The organism is Geobacter argillaceus (genome assembly GCF_007830735.1).
GTDB lineage: Bacteria > Desulfobacterota > Desulfuromonadia > Geobacterales > DSM-12255 > Geomobilibacter > Geomobilibacter argillaceus.
This window is the reverse complement of sequence record NZ_VLLN01000004.1, coordinates 193,513-216,946: the sequence shown is the minus strand read 5'-3', so window position 1 is coordinate 216,946 and position 23,434 is coordinate 193,513. Positions and strand designations below refer to the sequence as shown.

General features: G+C 60.8%; 24 protein-coding genes. 2 read left to right on the top strand and 22 right to left on the bottom strand.

From position 1 onward, the window contains the following. Window positions 1-68: 68 nt before the first annotated feature. From ptsP to JN12_RS05010, 22 genes are all read right to left on the bottom strand, one after another. Window positions 69-1,832: a phosphoenolpyruvate--protein phosphotransferase gene (ptsP, locus tag JN12_RS05115; RefSeq protein WP_145019143.1), complete on the bottom strand. Its 1,764-nt coding sequence runs from the start codon at window positions 1,830-1,832 to the stop codon at window positions 69-71. Continuing rightward, window positions 1,813-2,079: an HPr family phosphocarrier protein gene (locus JN12_RS05110; RefSeq protein ID WP_145019140.1), complete on the bottom strand. Its 267-nt coding sequence runs from the start codon at window positions 2,077-2,079 to the stop codon at window positions 1,813-1,815. The genes ptsP and JN12_RS05110 overlap by 20 nt, the downstream gene beginning before the upstream one ends. Before the next feature lie 61 nt (window positions 2,080-2,140). After that, window positions 2,141-2,533 (bottom strand): PTS sugar transporter subunit IIA, encoded by a 393-nt coding sequence (locus tag JN12_RS05105; RefSeq protein ID WP_145019136.1) that lies wholly within the window; start codon window positions 2,531-2,533, stop codon window positions 2,141-2,143. Window positions 2,534-2,536: 3 nt separating this feature from the next. Beyond that, window positions 2,537-3,394: an RNase adapter RapZ gene (rapZ, locus tag JN12_RS05100; RefSeq protein WP_145019281.1), complete on the bottom strand. Its 858-nt coding sequence runs from the start codon at window positions 3,392-3,394 to the stop codon at window positions 2,537-2,539. Between the two features lies 1 nt (window position 3,395). Continuing rightward, complete coding sequence (hprK, locus tag JN12_RS05095) at window positions 3,396-4,355, bottom strand: HPr(Ser) kinase/phosphatase (protein WP_145019133.1); 960 nt, start codon at window positions 4,353-4,355, stop codon at window positions 3,396-3,398. After that, window positions 4,352-4,810: a PTS sugar transporter subunit IIA gene (locus tag JN12_RS05090; protein ID WP_145019130.1), complete on the bottom strand. Its 459-nt coding sequence runs from the start codon at window positions 4,808-4,810 to the stop codon at window positions 4,352-4,354. Before JN12_RS05090 ends, hprK begins: the two co-directional genes overlap by 4 nt. A gap of 54 nt (window positions 4,811-4,864) precedes the next feature. After that, entirely contained in the window at window positions 4,865-5,413 is a 549-nt protein-coding gene (gene hpf, locus JN12_RS05085) for a ribosome hibernation-promoting factor, HPF/YfiA family (protein WP_145019127.1), read from the bottom strand. 59 nt (window positions 5,414-5,472) lie between these two features. Then, window positions 5,473-6,912, bottom strand: coding sequence for an RNA polymerase factor sigma-54 (rpoN, locus tag JN12_RS05080; RefSeq protein ID WP_145019124.1), 1,440 nt, complete (start codon window positions 6,910-6,912; stop codon window positions 5,473-5,475). 65 nt (window positions 6,913-6,977) lie between these two features. Further along, the gene (gene lptB, locus JN12_RS05075; protein ID WP_145019122.1) at window positions 6,978-7,709 is read right to left on the bottom strand and encodes an LPS export ABC transporter ATP-binding protein; all 732 of its coding nucleotides are present in this window, start codon (window positions 7,707-7,709) and stop codon (window positions 6,978-6,980) included. Next, window positions 7,696-8,202 (bottom strand): lipopolysaccharide transport periplasmic protein LptA, encoded by a 507-nt coding sequence (gene lptA / locus JN12_RS05070; RefSeq protein WP_246125753.1) that lies wholly within the window; start codon window positions 8,200-8,202, stop codon window positions 7,696-7,698. Before lptA ends, lptB begins: the two co-directional genes overlap by 14 nt. Then, window positions 8,199-8,771 (bottom strand): LPS export ABC transporter periplasmic protein LptC, encoded by a 573-nt coding sequence (lptC, locus tag JN12_RS05065; protein ID WP_145019120.1) that lies wholly within the window; start codon window positions 8,769-8,771, stop codon window positions 8,199-8,201. The genes lptA and lptC overlap by 4 nt, the downstream gene beginning before the upstream one ends. Window positions 8,772-8,774: 3 nt before the next feature. Next, complete coding sequence (locus tag JN12_RS05060; protein ID WP_145019117.1) at window positions 8,775-8,960, bottom strand: hypothetical protein; 186 nt, start codon at window positions 8,958-8,960, stop codon at window positions 8,775-8,777. 20 nt (window positions 8,961-8,980) lie between these two features. Continuing rightward, window positions 8,981-9,502 carry a KdsC family phosphatase gene (locus JN12_RS05055; RefSeq protein ID WP_145019114.1) on the bottom strand — a complete coding sequence of 174 codons (522 nt, stop codon included), beginning with the start codon at window positions 9,500-9,502 and terminating at the stop codon, window positions 8,981-8,983. Next, window positions 9,502-10,434 carry a KpsF/GutQ family sugar-phosphate isomerase gene (locus JN12_RS05050; protein WP_145019276.1) on the bottom strand — a complete coding sequence of 311 codons (933 nt, stop codon included), beginning with the start codon at window positions 10,432-10,434 and terminating at the stop codon, window positions 9,502-9,504. The genes JN12_RS05055 and JN12_RS05050 overlap by 1 nt, the downstream gene beginning before the upstream one ends. Before the next feature lie 68 nt (window positions 10,435-10,502). Beyond that, window positions 10,503-11,333: a 3-deoxy-8-phosphooctulonate synthase gene (gene kdsA / locus JN12_RS05045; protein ID WP_145019111.1), complete on the bottom strand. Its 831-nt coding sequence runs from the start codon at window positions 11,331-11,333 to the stop codon at window positions 10,503-10,505. Window positions 11,334-11,381: 48 nt separating this feature from the next. Further along, the gene (locus JN12_RS05040) at window positions 11,382-12,983 is read right to left on the bottom strand and encodes a CTP synthase (protein ID WP_145019109.1); all 1,602 of its coding nucleotides are present in this window, start codon (window positions 12,981-12,983) and stop codon (window positions 11,382-11,384) included. A 96-nt stretch (window positions 12,984-13,079) separates the two neighbouring features. After that, the gene (kdsB, locus tag JN12_RS05035; RefSeq protein ID WP_145019106.1) at window positions 13,080-13,838 is read right to left on the bottom strand and encodes a 3-deoxy-manno-octulosonate cytidylyltransferase; all 759 of its coding nucleotides are present in this window, start codon (window positions 13,836-13,838) and stop codon (window positions 13,080-13,082) included. A 212-nt stretch (window positions 13,839-14,050) separates the two neighbouring features. Next, window positions 14,051-15,301: an EAL and HDOD domain-containing protein gene (locus JN12_RS05030; RefSeq protein WP_145019103.1), complete on the bottom strand. Its 1,251-nt coding sequence runs from the start codon at window positions 15,299-15,301 to the stop codon at window positions 14,051-14,053. A 158-nt stretch (window positions 15,302-15,459) separates the two neighbouring features. Continuing rightward, the gene (locus tag JN12_RS05025; protein WP_211360502.1) at window positions 15,460-15,939 is read right to left on the bottom strand and encodes a cytochrome P460 family protein; all 480 of its coding nucleotides are present in this window, start codon (window positions 15,937-15,939) and stop codon (window positions 15,460-15,462) included. A 67-nt stretch (window positions 15,940-16,006) separates the two neighbouring features. Beyond that, entirely contained in the window at window positions 16,007-16,762 is a 756-nt protein-coding gene (locus JN12_RS05020) for an energy-coupling factor ABC transporter ATP-binding protein (RefSeq protein ID WP_145019100.1), read from the bottom strand. Next, a complete protein-coding gene (cbiQ, locus tag JN12_RS05015; RefSeq protein ID WP_145019097.1) occupies window positions 16,759-17,571 on the bottom strand; it encodes a cobalt ECF transporter T component CbiQ in 813 nt (270 codons plus the stop codon). The genes JN12_RS05020 and cbiQ overlap by 4 nt, the downstream gene beginning before the upstream one ends. Before the next feature lie 80 nt (window positions 17,572-17,651). Next, window positions 17,652-18,683: an energy-coupling factor ABC transporter permease gene (locus tag JN12_RS05010; RefSeq protein WP_145019094.1), complete on the bottom strand. Its 1,032-nt coding sequence runs from the start codon at window positions 18,681-18,683 to the stop codon at window positions 17,652-17,654. A gap of 503 nt (window positions 18,684-19,186) precedes the next feature. Here JN12_RS05010 and JN12_RS05005 point away from each other — a divergent pair. Beyond that, window positions 19,187-20,329 carry an efflux RND transporter periplasmic adaptor subunit gene (locus tag JN12_RS05005; protein ID WP_145019091.1) on the top strand — a complete coding sequence of 381 codons (1,143 nt, stop codon included), beginning with the start codon at window positions 19,187-19,189 and terminating at the stop codon, window positions 20,327-20,329. Further along, on the top strand, window positions 20,322-23,432 hold the full coding sequence (locus tag JN12_RS05000) for an efflux RND transporter permease subunit (RefSeq protein ID WP_145019088.1): 3,111 nt from the start codon (window positions 20,322-20,324) through the stop codon (window positions 23,430-23,432). The genes JN12_RS05005 and JN12_RS05000 overlap by 8 nt, the downstream gene beginning before the upstream one ends. Window positions 23,433-23,434 lie beyond the last annotated feature (2 nt).

The window sequence follows — 23,434 nt, the reverse complement described above, 5'->3', positions numbered from 1 at the left end:
GATTAAAAAAGGCGTTCCTCCTCGGGGGAACGCCTTTTTTAATTCCTCTCCTTCTGCACCGTAAAGGATCAGTCGAAACTGTCCGAAAAATGAGCGGCAATTTCGCCATTGAGAAACCCTTCCACCTCTGTGGCAGAAGCAAATGTCAGTGCGGTAGCGGTCAGCCGGTCGGCATCGGCCTTGGTGCAACGCCGCAGGATACGTTTGACGCGCGGGATGGATGGGGCGTTCATGGACAGTTCGTCAAACCCGAGCCCCAGGAGGATCGGCAGATAGGTCGGGTCACCCGCCATCTCCCCGCACATGCAGACCCTGATCCCCGCGGCATGCGCAGCGTCGGTCACCATCTTCAGGGAGCGGAGCACTGCCGGATGGAGTGGTTCGTACAGGTGGGAAAGGTGCTCGTTGGTACGATCGATGGCCAGTGAGTACTGGATCAGGTCGTTGGTGCCAACGCTGAAAAAATCCACTTCCCGGGCCAGCAGGTCGGCAATGATGACTGCCGATGGCACCTCGATCATGATGCCGACCGGAACCTGCCCGTCAAACGGTATCCCGTCCCGTCCCAGCTCTTCCGCCACCTCTGCCAGGAGCCGCTTCACGGCCCGCACCTCGTCGATACCGGAGATCATGGGAAAGAAAATGCGTACCCGGCCGTGGGCGCTGGCCCGCAGGATCGCCCGCAACTGTGGCCGGAGCGTCTCGGGGTGACGCAGGGAAAGCCTGACGGCCCTGAGCCCCAGAGCCGGGTTCAGTTCGTCGGCCAGGTTCAGGTTGGGGACGAACTTATCCCCTCCCACATCCAGGGTCCTGATGGTCACCACTCCCGGCGACATGGCCCTGACCACTGCCGAGTATGACCGGTACTGTTCCTCTTCCGTCGGCAGCTCGTTGCGGTTCATGAAGAGCATCTCGGTCCGGTAGAGGCCAATCCCTTCCCCACCATGCCCCTTGAGCGCGTCAATCTCTTCCGCAAACTCCACATTGCCCATCAGGCTGACTGAGTGGCCGTCAAGGGTTTCGGCAGGCAGGTCACGAATCTTGGCCAATTCGTGCTCGACATACTCGAAGTACTGCTTGCGGCGGAGATATTCACGAAAGGTGTCCTCGTCGGGATTGATAACAACGGTCCCGGTACTGCCATCGACGACCAGATGGTCGCCGGTCGCCACGGCAGAAGTAATATTTTCCAGGCCGATAACCGCCGGTATCTCCAGTGCCCGTGCCAGAATGGCCGAATGGGACGTTTTTCCCCCGAGATCGGTGACAAAGCCCATCACCTTGCTCTTGTCAATCTGCAGGATGTCGGCAGGGGAAAGGTCGTGGGCCACGATCACGACCTTGCCGTCGATCTCGTTCAACGACTCCTGCTCCTTGCCAACCATATGACGAAGGATTCGTTCGACGACGATCTCCACGTCGCTGCTTCGTTCCCGCAGGTACTCGTCCTCAATGGTGACGAAAAAGGCGTGAAAGGTCTGGAGGGTCTTCTTGAGGGCTGCTTCGGCATTGATGAGCGCGGTGGCGATGATCCGCTCCGTTTCAGCCACCAGCATCGGATCATCCAGCATCATCAGGTGGGTATCGATTACGTAGAGGTGCTCATGGCCGCGCTCGGCGGCAAGCTGGTTCTTCAGCTGCGCAAGGTCGCGCCTGGTCCTGGCCAGGGCCTCCCGGTAGCGGAGAACCTCATCCGCTACGGCATCGGGCTCGATACTGGTCTCCGCCACGACTACCCGGCTCCGGTCGGTCACCCGGGCCAAACCGATGGCGATCCCCGGAGAGGCTGCCAGCCCCTGCAAATGTCGATTTTCAGTCTTCGCCAAACCCATCGCGGATCAACTCCCCGAGGACTGCCATAGCGCGCTCCTCGTCCTCACCATCGACCGTTACCTGAATGACCGTACCCTTGGCTGCAGCCAGCATCATGATCCCCATGATGCTCTTGCCGTTCACCTCAATTTCATCACGGCACACCTTCACTTCCGAAGTGAACTGGCTCGCCGTCTTGACAAAGAGCGCCGAGGCCCGCGCATGGAGCCCCAGTTTGTTAATGATGGTAAACTTTTCTCTCTGCATCTATTCGCACTCCGGAGCAATAGCGGATCTACAACATGGACGTCGCCAGCAAGGGCCGACACTATTTCAGATAATCGCCGGCCACGGCCACACTGTCCCGGCCGCACCCTTTCAACTTGGCAGCCAGCTCTGCCACACCATAGCGACCCCGATCCCCGGCAAACTTGATCAGCATCGGAAGATTGACGCCGGTAAGCACCTCCACCCGGCCATCTTCAAGAAACGAAAGGCTCATGTTGGAAGGGGTCCCGCCGAACATATCGGTCATGATCACAACCCCTCCTGCGCCGACATTTCCGATTGCCCCGGCGATCTCCTCCCGGATGGCCTCCACCGCCGCGCCGGTTTCAATTCCCACCGCCTCGGCCAGCGGGATGGGGCCGACAATCATTTGCGCTGCATTGAGCAGTTCGCGGGCAAGGCCCGCATGGGCTACCACAACCAGACCTATCATTGTTCATCCTTTTTCAATGTCGCGATGGACCACCGTCAGAGCTCCCCTCCGTCCCCGGAGGTAGACCGCCAGCTCTTCGGCAATGGATACCGAACGGTGCCGTCCTCCGGTACAGCCGATGGAGATCGTCAGGTAGGTCTTTCCCTCCCGCTCATAGGCGGGAAGAAGGAAATCGATCATGTCGTGCAGCTTTTCCATGAAGGTAGCGGTGAGCGGGTGCTCCATGACATAGCTGCGCACCTTTGGGTCCAGACCGGTCAACGGCTTCAGTTCCGGCACAAAATGCGGGTTTGCCAAAAAACGTACGTCCAGCACCAGATCCGACTCCAGGGGGATACCGTAGCGGTAGCCGAAGGAAAAGAGCTGGATCGTCAACCCCCGCGGCGCCCCTTCCCCGCGGGACCAGGCGATTACCTGCTCCTTCAGCTGATGGACATTGAGTTCAGAGGTATCGATAATGGCCGTGGCGATCCGGCGCAACGGCATCAACTGTTCCCGCTCGAAACGGATGCCTTCGGGGACCGAGCCCCCTTCCAGGGCCGGATGCCGGCGCCGCGTCTCGGAAAAGCGCCTGATCAGCACTTCGTCGGTGGCGTCGAAGAACAGGACCTCAACCGTATGCCCCTGGGCGCGGAGTTCCTGCACCATATTCTCCGGCCCTTTCAGGAAGTCCCGGCCCCGGATATCGCTGACCAGGGCCACATCCCGAATCCGCTCCGTCGATTTGTTCACCAGTTCGGCAAAGGTGGCAAAGAGGGCGACCGGCAGGTTGTCCAGACAGAAGAATCCCTCGTCCTCCAGGGCCTTGACCGCCGTTGACTTGCCGGAACCGGAAAGACCGGTGATGATGACGATCCTCAGCTTATTCAACCTCGTCCCCCAGCGGCCGCACTTCCAGCCGTGCCATCAACCGCTCGTGGAAATCGCGGGCCGAGTGGTAGCCCATCCCCTTGAGCAGGTAGTTGCGGGCAGCCACTTCGATGATGGAGGTCAGGTTGCGGCCGGGACGGACCGGGATCTTCAGGTGCGGCAGATCGATCCCGAGGATGGAGTAAACCCGGTCATCGATGCCGAGCCGCTCGTATTCCTGCTCCGGGTCCCATTCCACCAGTTCCAGCACCATGTGGATGATCTTTTTCTCCCTGATGGAGGAAACCCCGAAAAGATCCTTGATGTTGATGATTCCCAGTCCGCGAATCTCCATGTGGTACTGGATCATCTCGGCAGCCTGTCCCACCAGGGAGGCCGGCATCTTCTTCTTCACATGGATGATGTCGTCGGCAACCAGGCGATGCCCCCTGATCACCAGGTCAAGGGCACACTCACTTTTGCCGATGCCGCTCTTGCCGAGCAGCAGCACCCCGACCCCCAGGACATCGACCAGCACACCATGAATGTGGGTAGTGGGGAGCAGACGCTCCTCCAGAAACTTGGTGATGAGGGAGATGAAGGTTGACGACTGGATAGCGGTTCCCAGCAGGGGGATGCCGGCATTTTCGGCCTCGTGCTTGAGGAAATCAGGGGGATCGAGTCCTTTGGTAATGATGAAACAGGAGATGGGGAAGGAACAGAGCTTTTGTACGTAACCGACCGCCTGGTCATTCGGGATCTGACTGAGGTAGGAGATCTCCGTGTTCCCCAGCACCTGGACCCGGTCGGGGTGCAGATGCTCCGTATAGCCGGTCAGGGCAAGACCCGGTTTTTGGATCCGAGAACTGTAAAGACGATGCGAAAGCCCTGCCTGGCCTGCTATCAGCCTAAGGTCGAGCCCGTATTCGGCATCCTCGAGGAGATCCTGGATGGCAAGGCTGATAGTATTCAAAACCGATTATCCTGTTCCTGGAAAATCCGGAATAGCTCCCGGACATCGTCGGCAGCCATCAGGGCGTTGCGTACTGCCGGGTCCCGTAGAATGCGCGAGATCCGCGCCAGGGCCTTCAGATGTACTGCGGCGGCATTTTCCGGGGCAACGAGGAGGAAGAACAGATGAACCGGCCTTCCGTCCAAAGAGCTGAAATCCACACCCTCCGGGCTTCTACCGAAAGCACAGATCAACTCGTTCACCTGCCGCAGTTTCCCGTGGGGAATCGCGATACCGTCGCCAATACCGGTGCTTCCCAGCTTCTCGCGCTCGTTCAGGATCTGAAGCAGATCCTGGCGGTCGAGCGCCGGATGGCGGTCAATCACATTCTGGGCAAGTTCCGCCAGAACATCTTCCTTGTTCCTGGCAGAGAGTACCGGAATGATTGCCGCTGGCTGCAGGTCGTCAGTCAGCATATCGCCATACTACGTACCGGAATCGGATCAGCCGCCATCCCACGCTCCTTCCCACTACCCCCTGGCCGGCTCGATGAGGCCGTAGTTGCCGTCTTTACGGCGGTAGATGACGTTGATCCCTTCGGTCGCGGCATCGGTGAACACCAGAAAATCCTTGTGCATCAGGTCCATCTGCATGACCGCCTCGTCTACGGACATCGGCTTGATGGAGATCGGTTCGCTCCTGATGACGACCGGCTCCTGCTGCTGATCGACACTCTCCGCCGTAACGATGGTTTTCTGTGCCTGACGACCGCGATTATTGTCGGCGGTCGGCTTGTGGTCCTTCAGCCGCTCCTTGTAACGTCGCAGCTGGCGCTCCATCTTGTCCACGACCGCATCGATGGCAGCATACATGTCGTTGGTCGCCTCGGAGGCCTTGATGGTGATCCCCTTGGCATTCAGCGTAATCTCGACGATATGGCGGATCTTCTCCACGGTCAGGTATACCTGGGCTACGATCGGCTCGTCGATATATTTTTTAACCCGTTCCAGCTTCTCCTCAGCGTAGCTCTTCAGGGCTTCACTGGGCTCCATGTGCCTGAATGTGGTAGCAATCTGCATAATCTCCTCCTTCGTGTGGCGGTTTGTGGATGTTGTCTTCTGTCCCTGACGGGACAGGCTCAGAAAAGCCTCTTGCGCTCCGATGACGAGCCGATGCGAAGCATCTCCCGGTATTTGGTCACCGTACGCCGGGCAATATTGATGTTGTTGGCTGACAGAAGCTCGGCCAATGCCTGATCGCTGTAAGGTTTACGCGGATCTTCCGCTTCAACCAACTCCTTGATCCTGTTTTTGACACTCTCCGAAGCAACGAAATCGCCGTCGCCGGTGGAAATGCCACTGTTGAAAAAGTACTTCAACTCGAACAGCCCCTGGGGGGTGTGAATGTACTTGTTCGTGGTCACCCGGCTGATGGTCGATTCGTGCATACCGATATCTTCCGCCACATCACGCAGGACCAGGGGTTTCAGGTACTCTATCCCCTTGTCCAGAAACTCCCGCTGGAACTTGACGATGCTCCTGGCGGTCTTGTAAATGGTCCGCTGGCGCTGATGGATGCTCTTGATGAGCCACATGGCCGAACGCATCTTGTCCGCCACGTACTCCTCGGTCCCCGAGCCCCCCTTGCCTTTCGACTCCAGGTAGAACGGGCTGATCCGCAGATTGGGCAACCCTTCGTCGTTCAGCACCACCACGTAATCGTCGGCGATCTTGTAGACGAAAATGTCCGGGGAAATATACTGGGTCTCCTCCGAACCGAAGATCCGCCTGGGGCGTGGGTCCATACCGGAAATAACCTTGGCCGCCAGGAAAATGTCCTGTATCTCGACCCCCAGCGCCTTGGCAATCTGTTTGTACTTGCGGGTCTCCAGGTCTTTGAGGTGGTCCCTGATGATGGCATCGACCAGGCTGCCCCCCATTCCCAGTTGGGCTACCTGGAGCAGCAGGCATTCCCTGAGGTCCCTGGCACCGACACCGGGGGGGTCCAGCTCCTGCACCCGCGTCAATACCGACGCCACCACATCTTCCGAGGTCTGACACGCGAGGGCAACCTCTTCGAGCGTAGCCCTGAAGTAGCCGTCCTCGTCGATATTACCGACGATCTCCGCACCGACCCTCATCTCCTGATCATCAAGCCGGGAAAGGCTTAGTTGCCAGATGAGATGGTCGAACAGCGACCCCTTTTTGCTCAGGAGATTTTCAAATGACGGGCGATCCTCATCATCGTTGTACTGCTCGCCGGCACTGTAATTATACCCTTCCAGATAGGTATCCCAGTCCATCTGCTTGAGGGTTTCCTCGCCGGCAGCCACCTCGACGAATGTATCTTTTTCTTCCTGGAGGGGGGCCTCTTGTTCCTGCAGTTCCAGCTGTGTCCCCTCCTTTGCCTCTTCCTGTTCGAGTGTCTCCTCCAGCACCGGGTTTTCTTCCAACTCCTGGCGAACCACATCCTGCAATTCCAAGCGGGAAAGCTGGAGCAGCTTGATTGCCTGCTGCAGCTGGGGAGTCATCACCAACTGCTGCGTCAGCTTCATCTGTTGGCGCATCTCAATGGCCATAGTTGAGGATCCCTTTTATGACAATTTTATCAGGTTGATCGGTTAATGCCTGCTTGGTGCACCGGTCAAAGGCGAAATTTTTCTCCGAGATATATTTCCCGCGCCTTCCGGCTTCCGGCAATGACCTGGGGATCGCCGAATTCCAGCACTTCACCGGCATTGAGAATATAGGCCTTATCGCACACCCCCAACGTCTCGCGCACATTGTGGTCGGAGATGAGTACGCCGATCCCCCGCTCCTTCAATTCCGCAATAAGCCCCTGGATATCCATGACGGCAATGGGGTCAATCCCGGCAAACGGCTCATCCAGCAGGATAAATGCAGGCGAGGTCGCCAGTGCCCTGGCTATCTCCACCCGCCGGCGCTCACCACCGGAAAGCGCATAGCCTTTGCTCCTGGCAATGTGGGTAATGCGAAAATCGGTCAAGAGCTCTTCGGCCCGGTGCAGGCACTCCAACCGATCCAGCCCGAGGAGTTCCAAAACCGCCAGCAGGTTTTCCTCCACCGTCAGCTGACGAAACACCGACGGTTCCTGGGGAAGATAACTGATACCGAGCCTGGCTCGCTGGTACATGGGGCGGTCGGTAATGGCCCGGTCATCCAGGTACACCGCACCGCTGTCCGGCCGACAGAGCCCGACGACCATGTAGAAGGTGGTGGTCTTTCCCGCCCCGTTCGGTCCGAGCAGGCCGATCACCTCTCCGGAGCGGAGCACCAGATCGACACCATTCACCACCGGCCGCTTGCTGTAGAACTTGCGCAGGCATTCCGCCCGCAGTGACCTAGGGACGCGCACTGCTCCCCGCCTTTTTGCCACGGGGCTGAATTATGGCCTCCACGCGCCCGCTGCCGCCTCCGGTAACCACACTGCGACCGTCATCCACGAAGTAGGTGATCGTTGCCCCGGTAATGACGTTTTCCCCCTGGGAAACCCGGGGGTCCTTATCCAGCAGGATCGTCCCCTGCCGGGCATCGTATATGGCATGTCCGGCCTGGCCGATCCGGTCACCCTGAACGATCCTGACCTTGCCGAACAGCTCGGCCTGCTTGACCTCCTGCTCCGACTCGGCATAGACGATCAGCAGTTTGTCGGCATAAATGGTCAGGTCGCCCTGCCGGGCCACCACATCGCCGGTGAACGTGGCAGTTTTCCTGGTACTATCGGCCAGGAGCTCATTGGACTTGATCTGTATCGGCAGAGCTGACCGGATTTCCACGCCATGGGCAGTGGCCAGCAGGCCGGTCACCAGGGCCGCGGCGCTCAGCAGCCGTTTGCAGGCGACCATCATCGCTTCCCCTCCGGTCCGATTTGGGCCGTCACTTCCCGCATGATCCTGACACTCCTCCCCGGCACCGTACCCTCCAGGCCGACCCCTTCCACCTGGAGGTTCCCGTCGGCCAAGCTGACCCGGCCGGCTGACCTGACAACCCCCTTGGCGGCAAGGTATTCGAGCTGTTCGGTCCTGAATTCGGCACCGCTTGCCCCCTTTGCCAGCACGGACCCTCGCAAGCGCACATCACGGGTGGCATTATCGTATTCGGCATCATTGGCTGTCACGGTCATGGTGTCTCTGGATCTCTCGCCGCTAAAGACGAGCCTCACCTTGGTAAGCCGGGTCACGTTGCGGGTCCGGTCGAAGTCCCCGGTGGCGGCCACCAGATCGACCACGTTCCGCCCCCCCTTCTCTTCCGTGAAACGAACCCCCTTGACCGTCACCTCGGCACGTGGCGCCTGCTGGGTTGCATCACTCACCGGCCCTGTATGCCGCTGCCTCACTATGATGTATACACTCAGGAAAAGAACGGCAAGGAGCAGTCCCCACCCGAGAAGATGCCTGAATTTATTGTTTTTTGGCATAGTTCAGCGGCGGAGTATACCATCAACCCCGTGACCTGTAAAGGGCTTTATGGCAGCAAACAACAAAGTTGGCACAAAGATTGAATTAAAAAAATCTATTCCCAAAAACAACGGATATTCAAGCTTTTCAAAACAAAAAACGCCCGCTTCCAGATCTGCGAAAGCGGGCGTTCCGGTTTTATTCCACATCTGATCTCAACCAATGCTGCTCAATGGAGATTGTAACGGGCCGTCACTTCGTCCCAGGTCCCCTGGACCTTGAGGAGAACGTCACAGACCTCCCGTACCGCCCCCCAACCGCCGCGATTCCGGGTGACGAAATGGACATGGGGCAGCACGTCCTCCATGGCATCGGCAGGAGCAGCGGCAAAGCCAACCCGTCGCATGACCGGCACATCCAGGATGTCGTCTCCCATGTAGGCGACCTCGTGGTCCCGGAGCCCCGTGGCCCTGAGGATCTCTTCGTATGGCCCGATCTTGTTCAATGCCTTCTGGTACACCAGGGTGATCCCCAGTTCGGCTGCCCGGTTGGTGACCACCATGGATTCGCGGCCGGAGATGATGCCGATCTGCACGCCGCTCCGCTGGAGCATCTTGATGCCGTGCCCGTCCTTGACGTTGAAAAACTTCGACTCGACCCCATTGGCGTCGTAGATGATCCGGCCATCGGTCATGACGCCGTCCACATCGAGAATGAGGAGCTTGACCGGCTTGAGGCGCTGTTCGTTCATCAGGCAATCCCCGCTTTGAGCAAATCATGAAGGTGCACGATCCCCACCGGCTGCTGTGCCAGCTCATCGTCAAAAACAAAGAGCGACGTGATGGAAAATTCCTCCATGCGCTGGAGGGCGCTGGCAGCCAGATCAAACCGCCCGATCCGCTTGGGCCGGCGGCTCATCAGTTCTGCTGCGGGACTGTTGAGCAGGTCTCCGCCACGTTCCAGCGCCCGCCGCAGATCCCCGTCCGTAATGACCCCCACCAGGGCGCCACTGGGATCGGTCACACCGGTGATCCCCAACCCCTTGGCAGTGATGACGAACAGCGCCTCGCGCATGAGGGTCTGTTCGAGAACGAGCGGCAGTTCGCCGCCGGAATGCATCAGGTCTTCCACGGTCAGGATCAGGCGCTTGCCCAGCGAACCACCGGGGTGAAACAGGGCAAAGTCCTCGGCCCGAAAGCCACGCTTGAGCAGGAGGGAGACGGCCAGGGCATCCCCCATGGCCAGGGTGGCCGTAGTGGAGGAGGTCGGTGCCAGCCCGAGGGGGCACGCCTCTTCCTTGACGGCGACTGTCAGAAAGACGTCCCCGGCCCTGGCCAGCGTGGAATCGGGGTTCCCGGCCATGGCTATCAGCTTGTTGCCAAGGCGCTTGATGACCGGCAGGATGCGCAATACCTCTTCGGTTTCGCCGCTGTTGGAGACGGCAATGATCACATCTCCCTTCATGATCATCCCCAGATCGCCATGCACCCCCTCGGCCGGATGGAGAAAAAAGGCCGGGGTGCCGGTCGAGGCCATGGTGGAGGCAATTTTCTGGCCGATCAGGCCCGACTTTCCCATGCCCGTGACCACCACCCGCCCGCTGCTGCCAAGGATCAGATCCACCGCCTGGACAAACTCGCCGTCAATAGCCTCGCTGAGGGCCTGCAACGCCTCCGCCTCCATGCGTATAACCCGTCTGGCCTCGGCAATGACGTCCACACCGTGTTGTTCCTGTCCGCTTCGCACGACGGCTACCCCTTACGTCCCTTCACAATGGCATCGATGGCCAGCAGCTGACCGAGCAGGTCGGTGAGGTCAGCCAGGCGGACCGAGTTCGGGCCGTCGCACAGCGCCTTGTCCGGCTCTTCGTGCACTTCCATGAAGATGCCGTCGATGCCGGTGGCAACGGCAGCCCGGCCAAGAAACTCGACGAACTCCCGCTGGCCGCCGGACGAGCCCCCCTGCCCGCCGGGAAGCTGGACACTGTGGGTAGCGTCGAAGACCACTGGACAGCCGGTCCGGCGCATAATCGGCAGGCTCCGCATATCCACCACCAGGTTATTGTAGCCAAAGGAGGCGCCACGCTCGGTCAGGACGATCCGGTCGTTGCCGGTGGCGCGCAGTTTCCCGACCACGTTCTCCATGTCCCACGGGGCAAGGAACTGACCCTTCTTGACATTGACCACCCTGCCGGTCCGGCCGGCAGCAACCACCAGGTCGGTCTGACGGCAGAGAAATGCCGGGATCTGGAGCACATCCAGCAGTTCCGCGGCCGGCGCAACCTGCTCCAGGCCATGGATATCGGAGAGGAGTGGCAGGTCGTACTCCTGCTTCACCCTGGCCAGTATCCTGAGCCCTTCGGCCATGCCCGGACCGCGAAAGGCGCTGACCGATGTCCGGTTCGCCTTGTCGTAGGAGGCCTTGAAGATGAGCTGCATTCCGAGCTCAGAGGTGATGGCCTTGAGCCGCTCGGCACAGCGCAGGGTCTCGGCCTCGTTCTCGATCACGCACGGACCGGCAATGAGGACCAGGGGCCGGTTGCCGCCGATGGTGACGTTGCCGATTGCTATTTCGTTAACCACTTGTGACTCCCCCTCACTCCTCACCCTTCACTCCTCACCCTTCACTCCTCACTTACGATTCTGCAGCGCTGCCGCGATGAATGCCCGGAAGAGCGGATGGGGGTTGAGCGGCTTGGACTTGAATTCCGGATGGAACTGGCAGCCGAGGAACCAGGGGTGGTCAGCGATCTCCACCACCTCCACCAGATCCCCCTCCTTGAAAATCCCGGAGAGGACCAGCCCGTTGGCTGTCAGCACCTCGCGGTAGGCGTTGTTGAATTCGTAGCGATGGCGGTGTCGCTCAAAGATGTCGGTGGAGCCGTAGGCCTTCAGGGCGACGGTCCCCTTGGCCAGGGTGCAGGGATAGGCGCCGAGCCGCATGGTTCCCCCCTTGCGGACGACCCCTTGCTGCTCCTGCATCAGGTGGATCAGCGGGTTGGCGCAATCGGCCTTGAACTCGCTGGACCAGGCGTCCGAAAGATTGCAGACATTGCGGCCGAACTCCACCACCGCCATCTGCATGCCGAGACAGATCCCGAAGAACGGAACCTTGCGGGTCCGGGCAAACTCGATCGCCTTGATCTTTCCCTCGGTACCCCGCTCGCCGAAACCGCCCGGCACGAGGATCCCGTCTGCGGCATCCAGCACGCCGTCGACACCCTCCTGCTCGATCCGTTCGGCATCCACGAAGTCGAGGTGGACCCGGCAGTCATTGGCGAGACCGCCATGGGTCAGGGCCTCGTTGAGAGACTTGTAGGAGTCGGCCAGGTTGACATACTTGCCGACCACGGCGATCCGCACCTCGCCGTTGGGCGGATTGCGGAGCGTTGCCACCACTTCCTGCCAGGGGGTCAGGTCAGGTGCCTTGGTCCAGATATTCAGCTTGTCCACCACCTGCTCGTCCAGCCCCTCCAGGTTGAGGGCCAGGGGAACGGCATAGATATGGTCGGCGTCGGCCGAGGTAATGACCGTCTTATCCTCGACGTTGCAGAACAGGGCGATCTTGGACTTCACCTCCTTGGGGAGGTCCTGTTCGCAGCGGCAGATCAGGATGTCGGGCTGGATGCCGATCTCCCGCAGCTCCTTGACCGAGTGCTGGGTCGGCTTTGACTTCAGTTCGCCAGCGGTTCGGATGTAGGGGACCAGGGTGACATGGAGGTAAAGGACATTCCCCGGTCCGCGGTCGGCCTTGAACTGACGGATCGCCTCCAGGAACGGCAGCGACTCGATATCGCCGACCGTGCCGCCGACCTCGACAATGGCCACGTCGTGCCCCTTGGCATTCTCCAGAATCTTGTGCTTGATCTCGTCGGTGATGTGGGGAATGACCTGAACGGTCCCGCCCAGGTAGTCGCCGCGCCGCTCCTTCTCGATGACCGAGAAGTAGACCTGGCCGGTGGTGAAGTTGCTCTTCTTCGAGAGCTTGGCCGACGTGTACCGCTCGTAGTGTCCCAGGTCCAGGTCCGTTTCGGCACCGTCGTCGGTAACGAAGACCTCGCCATGCTGAAACGGGGACATGGTGCCGGGATCAACGTTAATGTACGGGTCGAGTTTCTGCAGGGTCACCCTGAGTCCCCTGGCCTCCAGGAGAGCACCGAGGGAGGCCGCTGCCAGCCCCTTGCCGATCGAGGAGACCACGCCGCCGGTCACGAAAATAAATTTGGTTTTCATCACATCACTCCTCAATAAGTAAGGAGTGAGGAGTAAGGGGTAAGGAGCGGACAAACCGACCCTCAGCATTCCCCCTCACTCCTCACTCCTTACCCCTCACAGATTTCTAAGTTTTTCCAACACCTTTTCCAGGTCACCCGGGGTATCCACCCCAATGGAGGAATGCTCCGTCTCCACCACCCTGATCCGGTAACCGTTCTCCAGTACCCGCAACTGCTCCAGCTTCTCCGCCTGCTCCAGGCAGGTGGGGGGCATCTGGGCGAACCGGAGAAGGAAATCCCGGCGAAAGACATAGAGACCCACATGCTTGTAGCAGAGAAGCTTGCCGGAAACGAACGCCTCGTCCTTCAGATCGTGCCACTTATCCCGGAAGTTGGGAAGCGGAGAGCGGGAAAAATAGAGGGCAAACCCGTCCCGATCCGTAACCACCTTGACCACATTGGGGCTGAGGAAGTCGTGCAGGGTGCTGATGCGGGACTTGAGGGTCCCCATGGGGATCGACGGTTGGTCCAAGAGAGGCCGGATCGCCTCGTCGATCATTGCCGGCTCGATGAGTGGCTCGTCGCCCTGGACATTGACGATCAGGTCGCTGTCCAGGCTTGCAGCAACCTCTGCCAGGCGATCAGTGCCGGTCTCGTGCCCTTTCCCGGTCATGACCACCCGGCCGCCGAACCCATTGACCGCGGCAAGGATACGCTCGTCGTCCGTGGCGACGATGACCTCTGACACCAGGGATGCCCGGGAAGCACGCTCGTAGACATGCTGCACCATCGGCTTGCCCACGATATCGGCAAGGGCCTTCCCCTCGAAACGGGTTGAGGCGAAGCGGGCAGGAATGATCGCTGTGATCTTCATTGCTCGGGGACCGTCCGGAATTCCTTTATACGATGTGCGCTCAAGATGAACAGCGGGTGGCATGGTGGAGCGAAGTACGACGCGCGGAAGCTTCGGAATTCCGGCTACGGCCTCAATCAGGCCGGCGCGTTAACTCGGCTTCGCACCAGTCCCGGCAGGTGGTGGGACGAAGAAAGGTACCCCAAAAGGGGAGCCGGTGTCAAGATTGGATTTCAGGCGATCTCGGCCAGGTTGTTGGTCCACTGGATCGCCTCCCGTTGTGCGGCCATGAGCACGTCCTCTTTGACCTTCAGCTGCGCCAGCAGCGGCAGCACACCGGCAAAGTCGCTCTCCTCGAGGCGTTCGGCCAGCATGAGAAGTAGTCCCAGATAGCCGTTACGCCCCTGCAGGGCCTGTCGAATATCGTCCGCCAGGTTGAGCTGCCGCACCACATCGTCCATGGAGGTCTCGAAAAGGACGTCGATGAGGGAAAGCACACCAGTCATAAAAGCCCGTTCGGCGGATTCCCGGTCAATGCCGAGCTGGGCGTTCTTTATGACCAGCAGCTCCATCAACCGGCCGCGCATGGCCGCCACTTCCAGGAGCGGACTCATGATGGTGTCCCCCCCCTTGCTGGCATAGAGTGCCAGTTGGGCCCAGCGCTTCAACTGCTGGCGCCCCAGGACCACAATGGCATGACGCAGGGTCTTGATCCGCTCCCGAAGCCCCATGGCCACCGAGTTTACCAGGCGCAGCAGGTTGTAGGCCAGGCTCGGGTTCCTCCGGAAGGTCTCTTCGATCTCCTGAATCTCGGCATCACTGATCACCAGGTCTATCAACTTCAGGAGGGAGATGCCGGAAACATCCACCCGCCTCTTGTTGAGCACCACCGGCCGTGCAAAGTAGTACCCCTGGAACAGGTGAAAGCCCAGCCCATGGCAGAGCTGGAACATCTCCATATTCTCCACCTTTTCCGCCAGGAGCGTGAGGGGCCAGTTACTATATTGCTGCACCATTGGTGAGAGCGCATCCGGGGTCGTCATCAGGAGGTCGACCTTGACGATGTCCACCAGTTCGTAGAGCGGGGCAAATGAAGGATCGAAGAGATTATCGTCAAGTGCAAGGGAGAAACCCTTTCGCTTCAATTCGTTGCAACGCGCAACGACAATCTCGCTTGGCTGGATGGTTTCCAGGAGTTCGATGACCACCTGGTTGCGGGGAAGGAGTTCCAGGGCATCATCCATCAGCAGTTCAAGGCTGACGTTGAAAAACCCCTTGTGGCGCCCCAACAGTTCATTCAGGCCGAAGTTGGTTATGGCGCTGTGAATGACACTGGCGCTGGCATGGGCATAATCGGTCACGTTGGCCTGGAGCAGGCTCTTGGCGGAGCGAAACAGAAGCTCGTAAGCCACCAGCGACTGGTCCCTGTCCAGGATCGGCTGGCGTCCCATGAAAAGCTTGGTATCGGCGGGTGATTCGGCCATGCTGACAGCCTCGCGGAGACAGGCTTCCGTCGCCGTTGGCAAGGACGGAGACCGGTCGGCCCGAAACGGCCGACCGGCATTAAGAGCCTAACATACTTTAAAAAATTGGCACCAGGGAAAATGTTCCCGATTCAGCCCACGGCGTACGGACGTACCCACTACCGGAACTGGGCGTAGCGCGAAATGACGAAGCCCCGGTCTTTGGCTTCCTTCAGGTGACATTCGTAGCAGTTCTTCACCGGATCGACCGCACTCGGGGTTCCGTCGCCATTAAAGCCTGCGTAGAGCCAGCCACCGGTCTCCTGCCGTTTATTGTCTTTTTTCATCAGGACAATCATGTTCTTCTTCCCCTTGACCGGCTTGCCACCCTCATCCCTGATATTGAAGTATTCGACCACGAACCGGCTCCCCTCCGGGTAGGGTCCGCCCGCCTGGTAAGCCTTCATGGTTTTGGCATCCACGTAGATATAGTGAATGCCGTAAAAAAGGGAGTTCTTGTCGGTCACGACCTTCTCGCCGCTCTTCGCCCACTTCTGGTACCCCTTGGGGAGAGGGGCCTTCTCCGCCGCCGACACGATTGAAGCGGCAGACAGGACAAAGATGCAGAAAAGGGTCATGGCAATGGCTGTCATTTTCATCTGATAGTTCCTCCTTGGACGTCCGGACAGAGGGTAACCAAGAGCATCCGAGTTGTCAGCAAAAAAATCAACCGGCCCGACCACACACCGGACACCCCTGCATGGTGAGCGGCTTTTCCAGTCGGCAGGCGGCGAGCAGCGCCTCGTTCCCGAAAATCTCCCGGGTTGGACCGTCGGCCCTCACCTCCCCCTCGTGCAGCACGATGGTCCGCTCGCACAGCTCCAGCACCATGTCAAGATCGTGGCTGGTGATGATCCTGGTGTGCCGGAAGTCGCCGAGGAGCCCCATGAGCTGTCGCCGGGCAAAGGGGTCGAGACCGCTGGTCGGCTCGTCCAGGACGAGGATGTCCGGCGCCATGGAGAGGACCGTGGCAATGGCCACCCGTTTCTTCTCCCCGCCGGAGAGATGGTAGGGAGCCTTGTGCTGCAGGTGCCCGGCCCCGACCCGCTCCAGGGCATCCCTGACCCGCTGTTCGACCTCGGCGGGAGGGAATCCCAGGTTGAGCGGGCCAAAGGCCACGTCGTCATGCACCGTTGGCATGAAGAGCTGATCGTCAGGGTCCTGGAAGACCATGCCGACCGTCCGCCGGATCTCGGGCAGGGTCGTCCTGGTGAGCGGGAAATCGCCGATCCGAACCTCCCCGGTTGTCGCGGAAAGATAGCCGTTCAGGTGCATGAGCAGGGTCGACTTCCCGGCCCCGTTGGCGCCGATGACAGCCACCGACTCGCCGTGATGTATCCGGAAGGAAACATCCCGCAGGGCTGCCGTACCGTCGGGATAGACATGACCGAGGTTCCTGACCTCGACGATGTGATGACTCATGACAGCGCTCCGGTTACGAGCTCCCCCAGCAACCGGGAGACGTTATGCAGGCGTAAAACGATAAAGAGCAGAGACCAGCCCACCAGAAAAACAGACTCCTTCCAGCCAAATGCACACGGGTGTTGCGTATGAAACTCCCCGGTAAACCCGCGTGCCAGCATGGCCACATGGACCCGTTCGGCCCGCTGCCAGGTTCTGAGCAGGAGATGTCCCACCATTGATCCGTAGCTGCCCGGTCCCAAACCCCACTGCCCGAACGAACGGAGTTCGCGCGCCCGCGACGCCCTCCCCCCCTCGTCGGTAAGCACGAAGATGTAGCGGTAGAGAAAAAGGAGTTGCACGGCAAAGGCCCGCGGCAGTCCCATGTGCTCCAGGGCCCGACAGATGGCGGTGAACCCGGTCACCCCCACCAGGACCAGGACCGCCCCGACAGTGAGCATGGCCCGGACAACGATGGAGGCGCAGGAGAGCCAGCCACCGCTGATCCCGAGCGGACCGACGTGGATCAGCAGTTGCCGGTCGAAAATGGGGTTGAACATACCCATGACAATGGCAAACGGAATAACGACCCCTATTTTCCTGACGATATAGCCGGCCGGGAGATTGCCGAGGGCGATCATGGCCGCCGGAAAGATGAAAAAGGGGAACAGGGCGGTCAGCTCGTATCTGCTGAAGGAGACGACCGACGTGATGAAGACGAGCGTAGTCAGCACCTTCGCCCGCGGATCAAGCCGGTGGAGCAGTGTATCCCCGGCTGCCAGCCGGTCCAGACGTTTGAAATCCAGCACTGCACCATCAATGGAAACCATAGCCATCCCTTACGGCCGGATAAAAACAAAAGGGAGAGGTCCGCCCCCTCCCACCGGTGCCTTCGACATCCGCCCCTCCCTCAACCGGGAGCCGCCCGCCGCTTAAGCGCAACCCCGACAAGAACCGCCATCACAAGGGTGATGAAGCTTCCGACGATCCCGGAAATGCCGGTTTCGATCCCGCGATCCGCGCCCTTTTTCTTGGCATCTTCGGCCATGGCAATTGCCGGCCGCCTAAAAGAGTAATCCGGCAGAAAGGCAATTCCCCCCTGCAATGCTGACAGCAAACCGTGCACGCCATATTCCCGGCCCTTCAGTTCTTCCTTGCCGGTCACCCCGGCTATGGACCATTCCAGACCGTCGGGGTTTACCGAGGCAAACCGGGAAAAGATACCGCCGGTCAGGAGAGCAGCGGCAAAAAAGGCGAGAATGATGGTGCGCATCGGATGGTTGCCCATGGGGTGGGCGTCCAGAGCGCTCCGGATGATTTCCGGACGTGCCTTGTACACAAACGAAACGACTGCCGCGGTCACAATCCCCTCAACGATGCCGATTGCCAGGTGAATAGGCTGCATAAAGGCAACGAATGTCGGAAACGGCAGCGAGGAGATCCCGGACAAGACGGTTTCCAGCACCACGCCGAAGGCCCCCATCTGCAACCCGGCAATGGCGGCAACGATGGCAGCCACGTTCAGCCGCCGCCGGCTCGGCCGTGGACCTGTGATCTTCCTGTAGATGAAGGGATAGGCGATGAACGCCGGGAAAAAGCCGAGGTTGAAGATGTTGCACCCCAGGGCCAGGAGCCCGCCGTCGGCAAAGAAGAGCGCCTGGACCACCAGGACCGACGCAATCACCAGGAAGGCGGCATGCGGGCCGAGCAGGATCGCCAGCAGGAGTCCTCCCCCCAGATGACCGCTGGAGCCGGTTGCCGGAATGGCAAAGTTGATCATCTGGGCTGCGAAGAGGAATGCGCCGAGCACTCCCATGAGCGGCACCTTGCGGTCATCGAGATCCCTGCGCAACCGTGCGGAACAGTAGGCGATGGTACCGGCCGTGGCAGCCCACATGGTGCCGCCGACAGCAGGCGAGACAAGCGCATCCGCCATGTGCATGGCGCACCTCCGTCCTTCCGCCGGCCAGGAGGCGGGCGGAGACAAGTGTGTTACGATTTGGAGTTTCGTAACACTAATACCCCGCCACCACCCACCTGTCAAACGATATCACCGGGAAAAGTGAACGGAGAAACGTGCTTTTGTAAAAGCGGAAACTTGGATTTGTGATAATTCCATTCACCCGGATTCGGAATTTCAGGAGAACCGACAAAATCTTCTTGACAGGCTGACCGGCTTTCAATAAGTTGAAAACGACTATCAAATTCATCCACCCCAGATCAAGACCGCTTCTGGGGACAGCACTCCCATCTTATACACTCCCTTCCTCGCCACGGCAGTACAGAGTTCGCCATGGCCTTTTTGGGGGTGGGTTGTTGAGGATAGCATTCATTATCAATAATTGACAACCGGTTAATTGCGGAGCAAAACCGGACATCTGTTCAACCAATCGTACACCGTCCCGACGGACGGGGTTTAAAGGGATTCGAGAAAGGAGAAGCGTAATGAGTAAGTCGTCGAACATGAAAGGGGTCGTTCTGGTGCTTGCGGCGGTGTGGCTGGCGGGATGCGACAGCATCGCGAAACCATCCCACGCCAACCAGGCCGAGCCGGCGGCCCAGGCGAACGCCCCGCTCATCCGTGAGGAGGGTCGCGTCCGTGTGCCGGACGCCTCGCCGTTGCGCAGCTCGCTCCAGGTCGCGGCGGTAGAGGAACAATCGGTCGAACCCCCCATCACGGTACCGGGGGTGGTGGAGGTCGACCCGGCCAAGCTGATCAAGGTCGTGCCGCCGCTCTCGGGCAGGATCGTGCAACTCCATAAGCACTTGGGCGACCCGGTCAGGAAAGGGGAAGCGCTCTTCACCCTCGATTCCGCCGACATGGCCCAGGCGTACAGCGACGCCGCCAAGGCGGAGGCGGCCCTCGGCCTGACGAAACGCAGCCTGGAGCGGCAGAAAGAGCTCGCCAGGGCCGAGATCTCCGCCCGCAAAGACCTGGAACAGGCCGAGAACGATTACAGCCAGGCGGCGAGCGAGGCGCAGCGGGCCAAGACGCGGCTCTCGCTCCTGGGAAGCGCACTCGGCCGGGGCAACGGCCGCCAGTACACGCTCCGCTCGCCGATTGCGGGACACGTGATCGAATTGACCGGCGCCCAGGGAGGGTTCTGGAACGATACCAACGCCCCGATCATGACGGTGGCCAATCTCTCCACGGTCTGGCTCGCGGCGAGCGTGCAGGAAAAAGACCTCGCTTCCGTGTTCGTCGGCCAGGAAGCCCGGATCTCACTGAACGCCTACGAGGGGGAGGGCTTCTCCGGGAAGGTCCGCTACGTGGGAGAGCTGCTCGAGCCGGACACCCGCACCGTTAAGGTGCGCATCGCCATCGACAACTCTTCGGGACGCTTCCGACCCGGCATGTTCGCCAAGGTGGTTTTCAAGGGCCCTGCCCGCAAGGCGGCCGTCGTGCCCGCGACGGCGCTCGTGCAGAGCGGCCTCAACAGCCGCATCTTCGTCGAAACCTCCCCCTGGCGGTTCGAGCCGCGCGTCGTCAAGACCGGCGCCCAGCTGGGGAACCGTATCGAGGTCGTCTCGGGGCTCAAGGCCGGCGAGCGGATCGTGGTGAAGGAGGGAGTGCTCCTCAATGATTGAACGTCTCGTCACCCTCTGCTTCAACCGGCGCGGCATCGTCGGCCTGGTATTTGCCTTTGTCGCCCTCTACGGCTGGTACAGCTGGCGACAGCTCCCCGTTGAAGCCTATCCCGACATCTCCGATGTGAGCGCCCAGGTCATCACCCAGGTCCCGGGGCTTGCGGCCGAAGAGGTAGAGCAGCAGATCACGATCCCGCTGGAGCGGGAAATCATGAGCGCCCCCGGCATGCACGTCATGCGCTCCAACAGCACCTTCGGCCTCTCGCTCATCACCGTCGTCTTCAAGGACGGGGTTGAGGACTACTGGGCGCGCCAGCGCCTCCAGGAGCGGATCAGCGGCGTCTCCCTCCCCTACGGCGCGCAGCCCGGTCTCGATCCGATGACCTCGCCCATCGGCGAGATCTACCGCTACACGCTCGAATCAAAGAGCCGCGACCTGCGCGAGCTCTCGGAATTGCAGTTCTGGAAGGTCATCCCGCGCCTGAAGCAGGTCCCCGGTGTGATCGACGTCTCCAATTTCGGTGGCCTCACTACCCAGTTCCTCCTCGAATTCGACCCTGCCCGACTCACCAAGTACAACATCTCTCTCGGCCAGATCACCCAGGCGATCAACGCCAATAACGCCAATGCCGGCGGCAGCATCATGAACCGCGGCCAGCAGGGGTTCGTCGTGCGGGGGGTGGGGCTGATCGGCGGGCTGGACGACCTGGGGAACATCGTCGTCACCCAGAAAAACGGCGTGCCGGTGCTCGTGCGGGACCTGGGCGAGGTGAAGCTCGGCCACCAGGAACGCCGCGGCGTGCTCGGCAAGGACGACAACCCGGACACCATCGAGGGGATCACCCTCATGCTGAAGAACGAAAACCCCTCACGGGTACTGGAAGGGGTGCACGAGGCGATCCGCGACCTGAACGAGCATATCCTCCCCAAGGATGTGAAGGTCATCCCCTACCTCGACCGCACGAACCTGGTAAACACCACGGTCTCCACCGTCGGCAAGACGCTCTGCGAGGGGATGATCCTCGTCACCCTCGTGCTCCTCCTCTTCCTCGGCAGCCCGCGCGCGGCGCTGATCGTGGCGGTGACGATTCCGCTCTCCCTCCTGTTCGCCTTCATCTGCATGCACCACTTCCGGATCCCGGCAAACCTCCTGTCGCTCGGGGCGATCGACTTCGGCATCATCGTCGACGGCGCCATCGTCGTGGTGGAGAACATTCTGCGCAAACGGGAGGAAGACGAAGGGCGCACCCTTTCCGCCGGCGAGGTGATGACGGCCGCCCTCCAGGTGACCCGGCCGATGTTCTTCGGCATGCTCGTCATCATCACCGCCTACCTGCCGCTCTTCGCCTTCCAGCGCATCGAATACAAGCTCTTCTCCCCCATGGCCTACGCGGTCGGCTTTGCCCTCTTGGGGGCGCTCGCCGTGGCCCTCATGCTCATTCCGGGGCTTGCCTACCTCGCCTACCGCCGGCCGGGCCGCGTCTTTCACAACCCGCTGCTGGAAAGGCTCTCGCCGCGCTACGAAACGCTCCTCTCCCGCATCGTCGGCCATCCCCGGCGGGCCGTCGCCGCCTTCGCGATCACGCTCGCCCTCGTCGTGGGGCTGGGGGCGACGATCGGCCGGGATTTCCTCCCCTACCTCGACGAGGGCTCCATCTGGCTCCAGGTGACGCTCCCCCCCGGCATCTCGCTGGAGAAGGCCGCCGAGATGGCCAATGAACTGCGTCGGGCAACGCGGGAGTTCAAGGAGGTCTCCTACATCGTCACCCAGCTCGGCCGCACCGACGACGGCATGGACCCGTTCACCCCGTCCCACATCGAGGCGATCGTCGGCCTTCATCCCTACAACACCTGGGCATCGGGGCTCTCCAAGCAGGAGCTGATCGACCGGATGTCCGCGCGCTTCAAGAAGCTCCCCGGCGTCCAGGTAGGCTTTACCCAGCCGATCTCCGACATGATCCTCGACAAGGTGGCCGGCGCCCACAGCGACCTGGTGGTGAAGGTCTACGGCAACGACTTCAAGGAGTCGCGCCGCATCGCCGCCGACGTGGAGCGGGTGCTGAAGGGTATCCCCGGTGCCCAGGACGTGGCCATCGACCAGGAGCCCCCCCTGCCCCAGGTACGCATCGCCGTCGACCGTGGGGCCGCGGCGCGCTTCGGCATCAACGCCGCCGACATCGCCGACCTGATCGGCACCGGCATCGGCGGCAAGCCCGTCGGCCAACTCTTCATCGACGAACGGCACTACGACATCGCGGTACGCTTTGCGAGCGAAGCGCGTAACGACCCGGATGCCATCGGCAACCTGGTACTCACCTCCCCGACCGGTGCGCGCATTCCGCTGGCGCAGGTCGCCTCGATCCGGCTCGACGACGGGGAGAGCACCATTACGCGCGAGATGGGGAAACGTCACCTGACCGTGCGGCTCGACCTGCGCGGCCGGGATCTCTCGTCATTCCTCGGCGAGGCGAAACATACGATCGAGTCCGCCGTAAAGTACGACCACGCCCGCTTCAGAATCGCCTGGGGGGGGCAGTTCGAGAACCAGCAGCGCGCCCAGGCCCGCCTGGCGCTGATTCTCCCCATGGTGCTGGCACTCATGTTCCTGCTCCTCTTCGGGGAGTTCCGCAACCTGCGCCAGCCGGCGCTGATCCTCCTCGTCGTGCCGCTCGCCGCCCTGGGAGGGCTCATCGCCCTCCACCTGCGCGGCATGACCCTGAACGTCTCCAGCGCGGTCGGCTTCATCGCCCTCTTCGGGGTCGCGGTCCTGAACGCCATCATCATGATCGCCAACCTGAACCGCCGGAGAGGGGAGACCAATGTGTCCCTGAAGGACGCCGTCGTGAACGGCGCCCGCGAGCGGCTGCGCCCGGTGCTGATGACCGCCACCGTGGCGGCCCTGGGGTTGACCCCCGCAGCTCTGGCCCATGGTCTGGGGAGCGATGTGCAACGGCCGCTCGCCACCGTCGTGGTGGGGGGGCTCGTGAGCGCGACGGCGCTCACCCTGCTGCTCCTGCCGGCACTCTACTACGTGATCGAGCAGTGGAATGAAAAGAACGACCGGAGGCGGGCGGCGGCCGCTTCAGAACCAACTACCGTATAAGG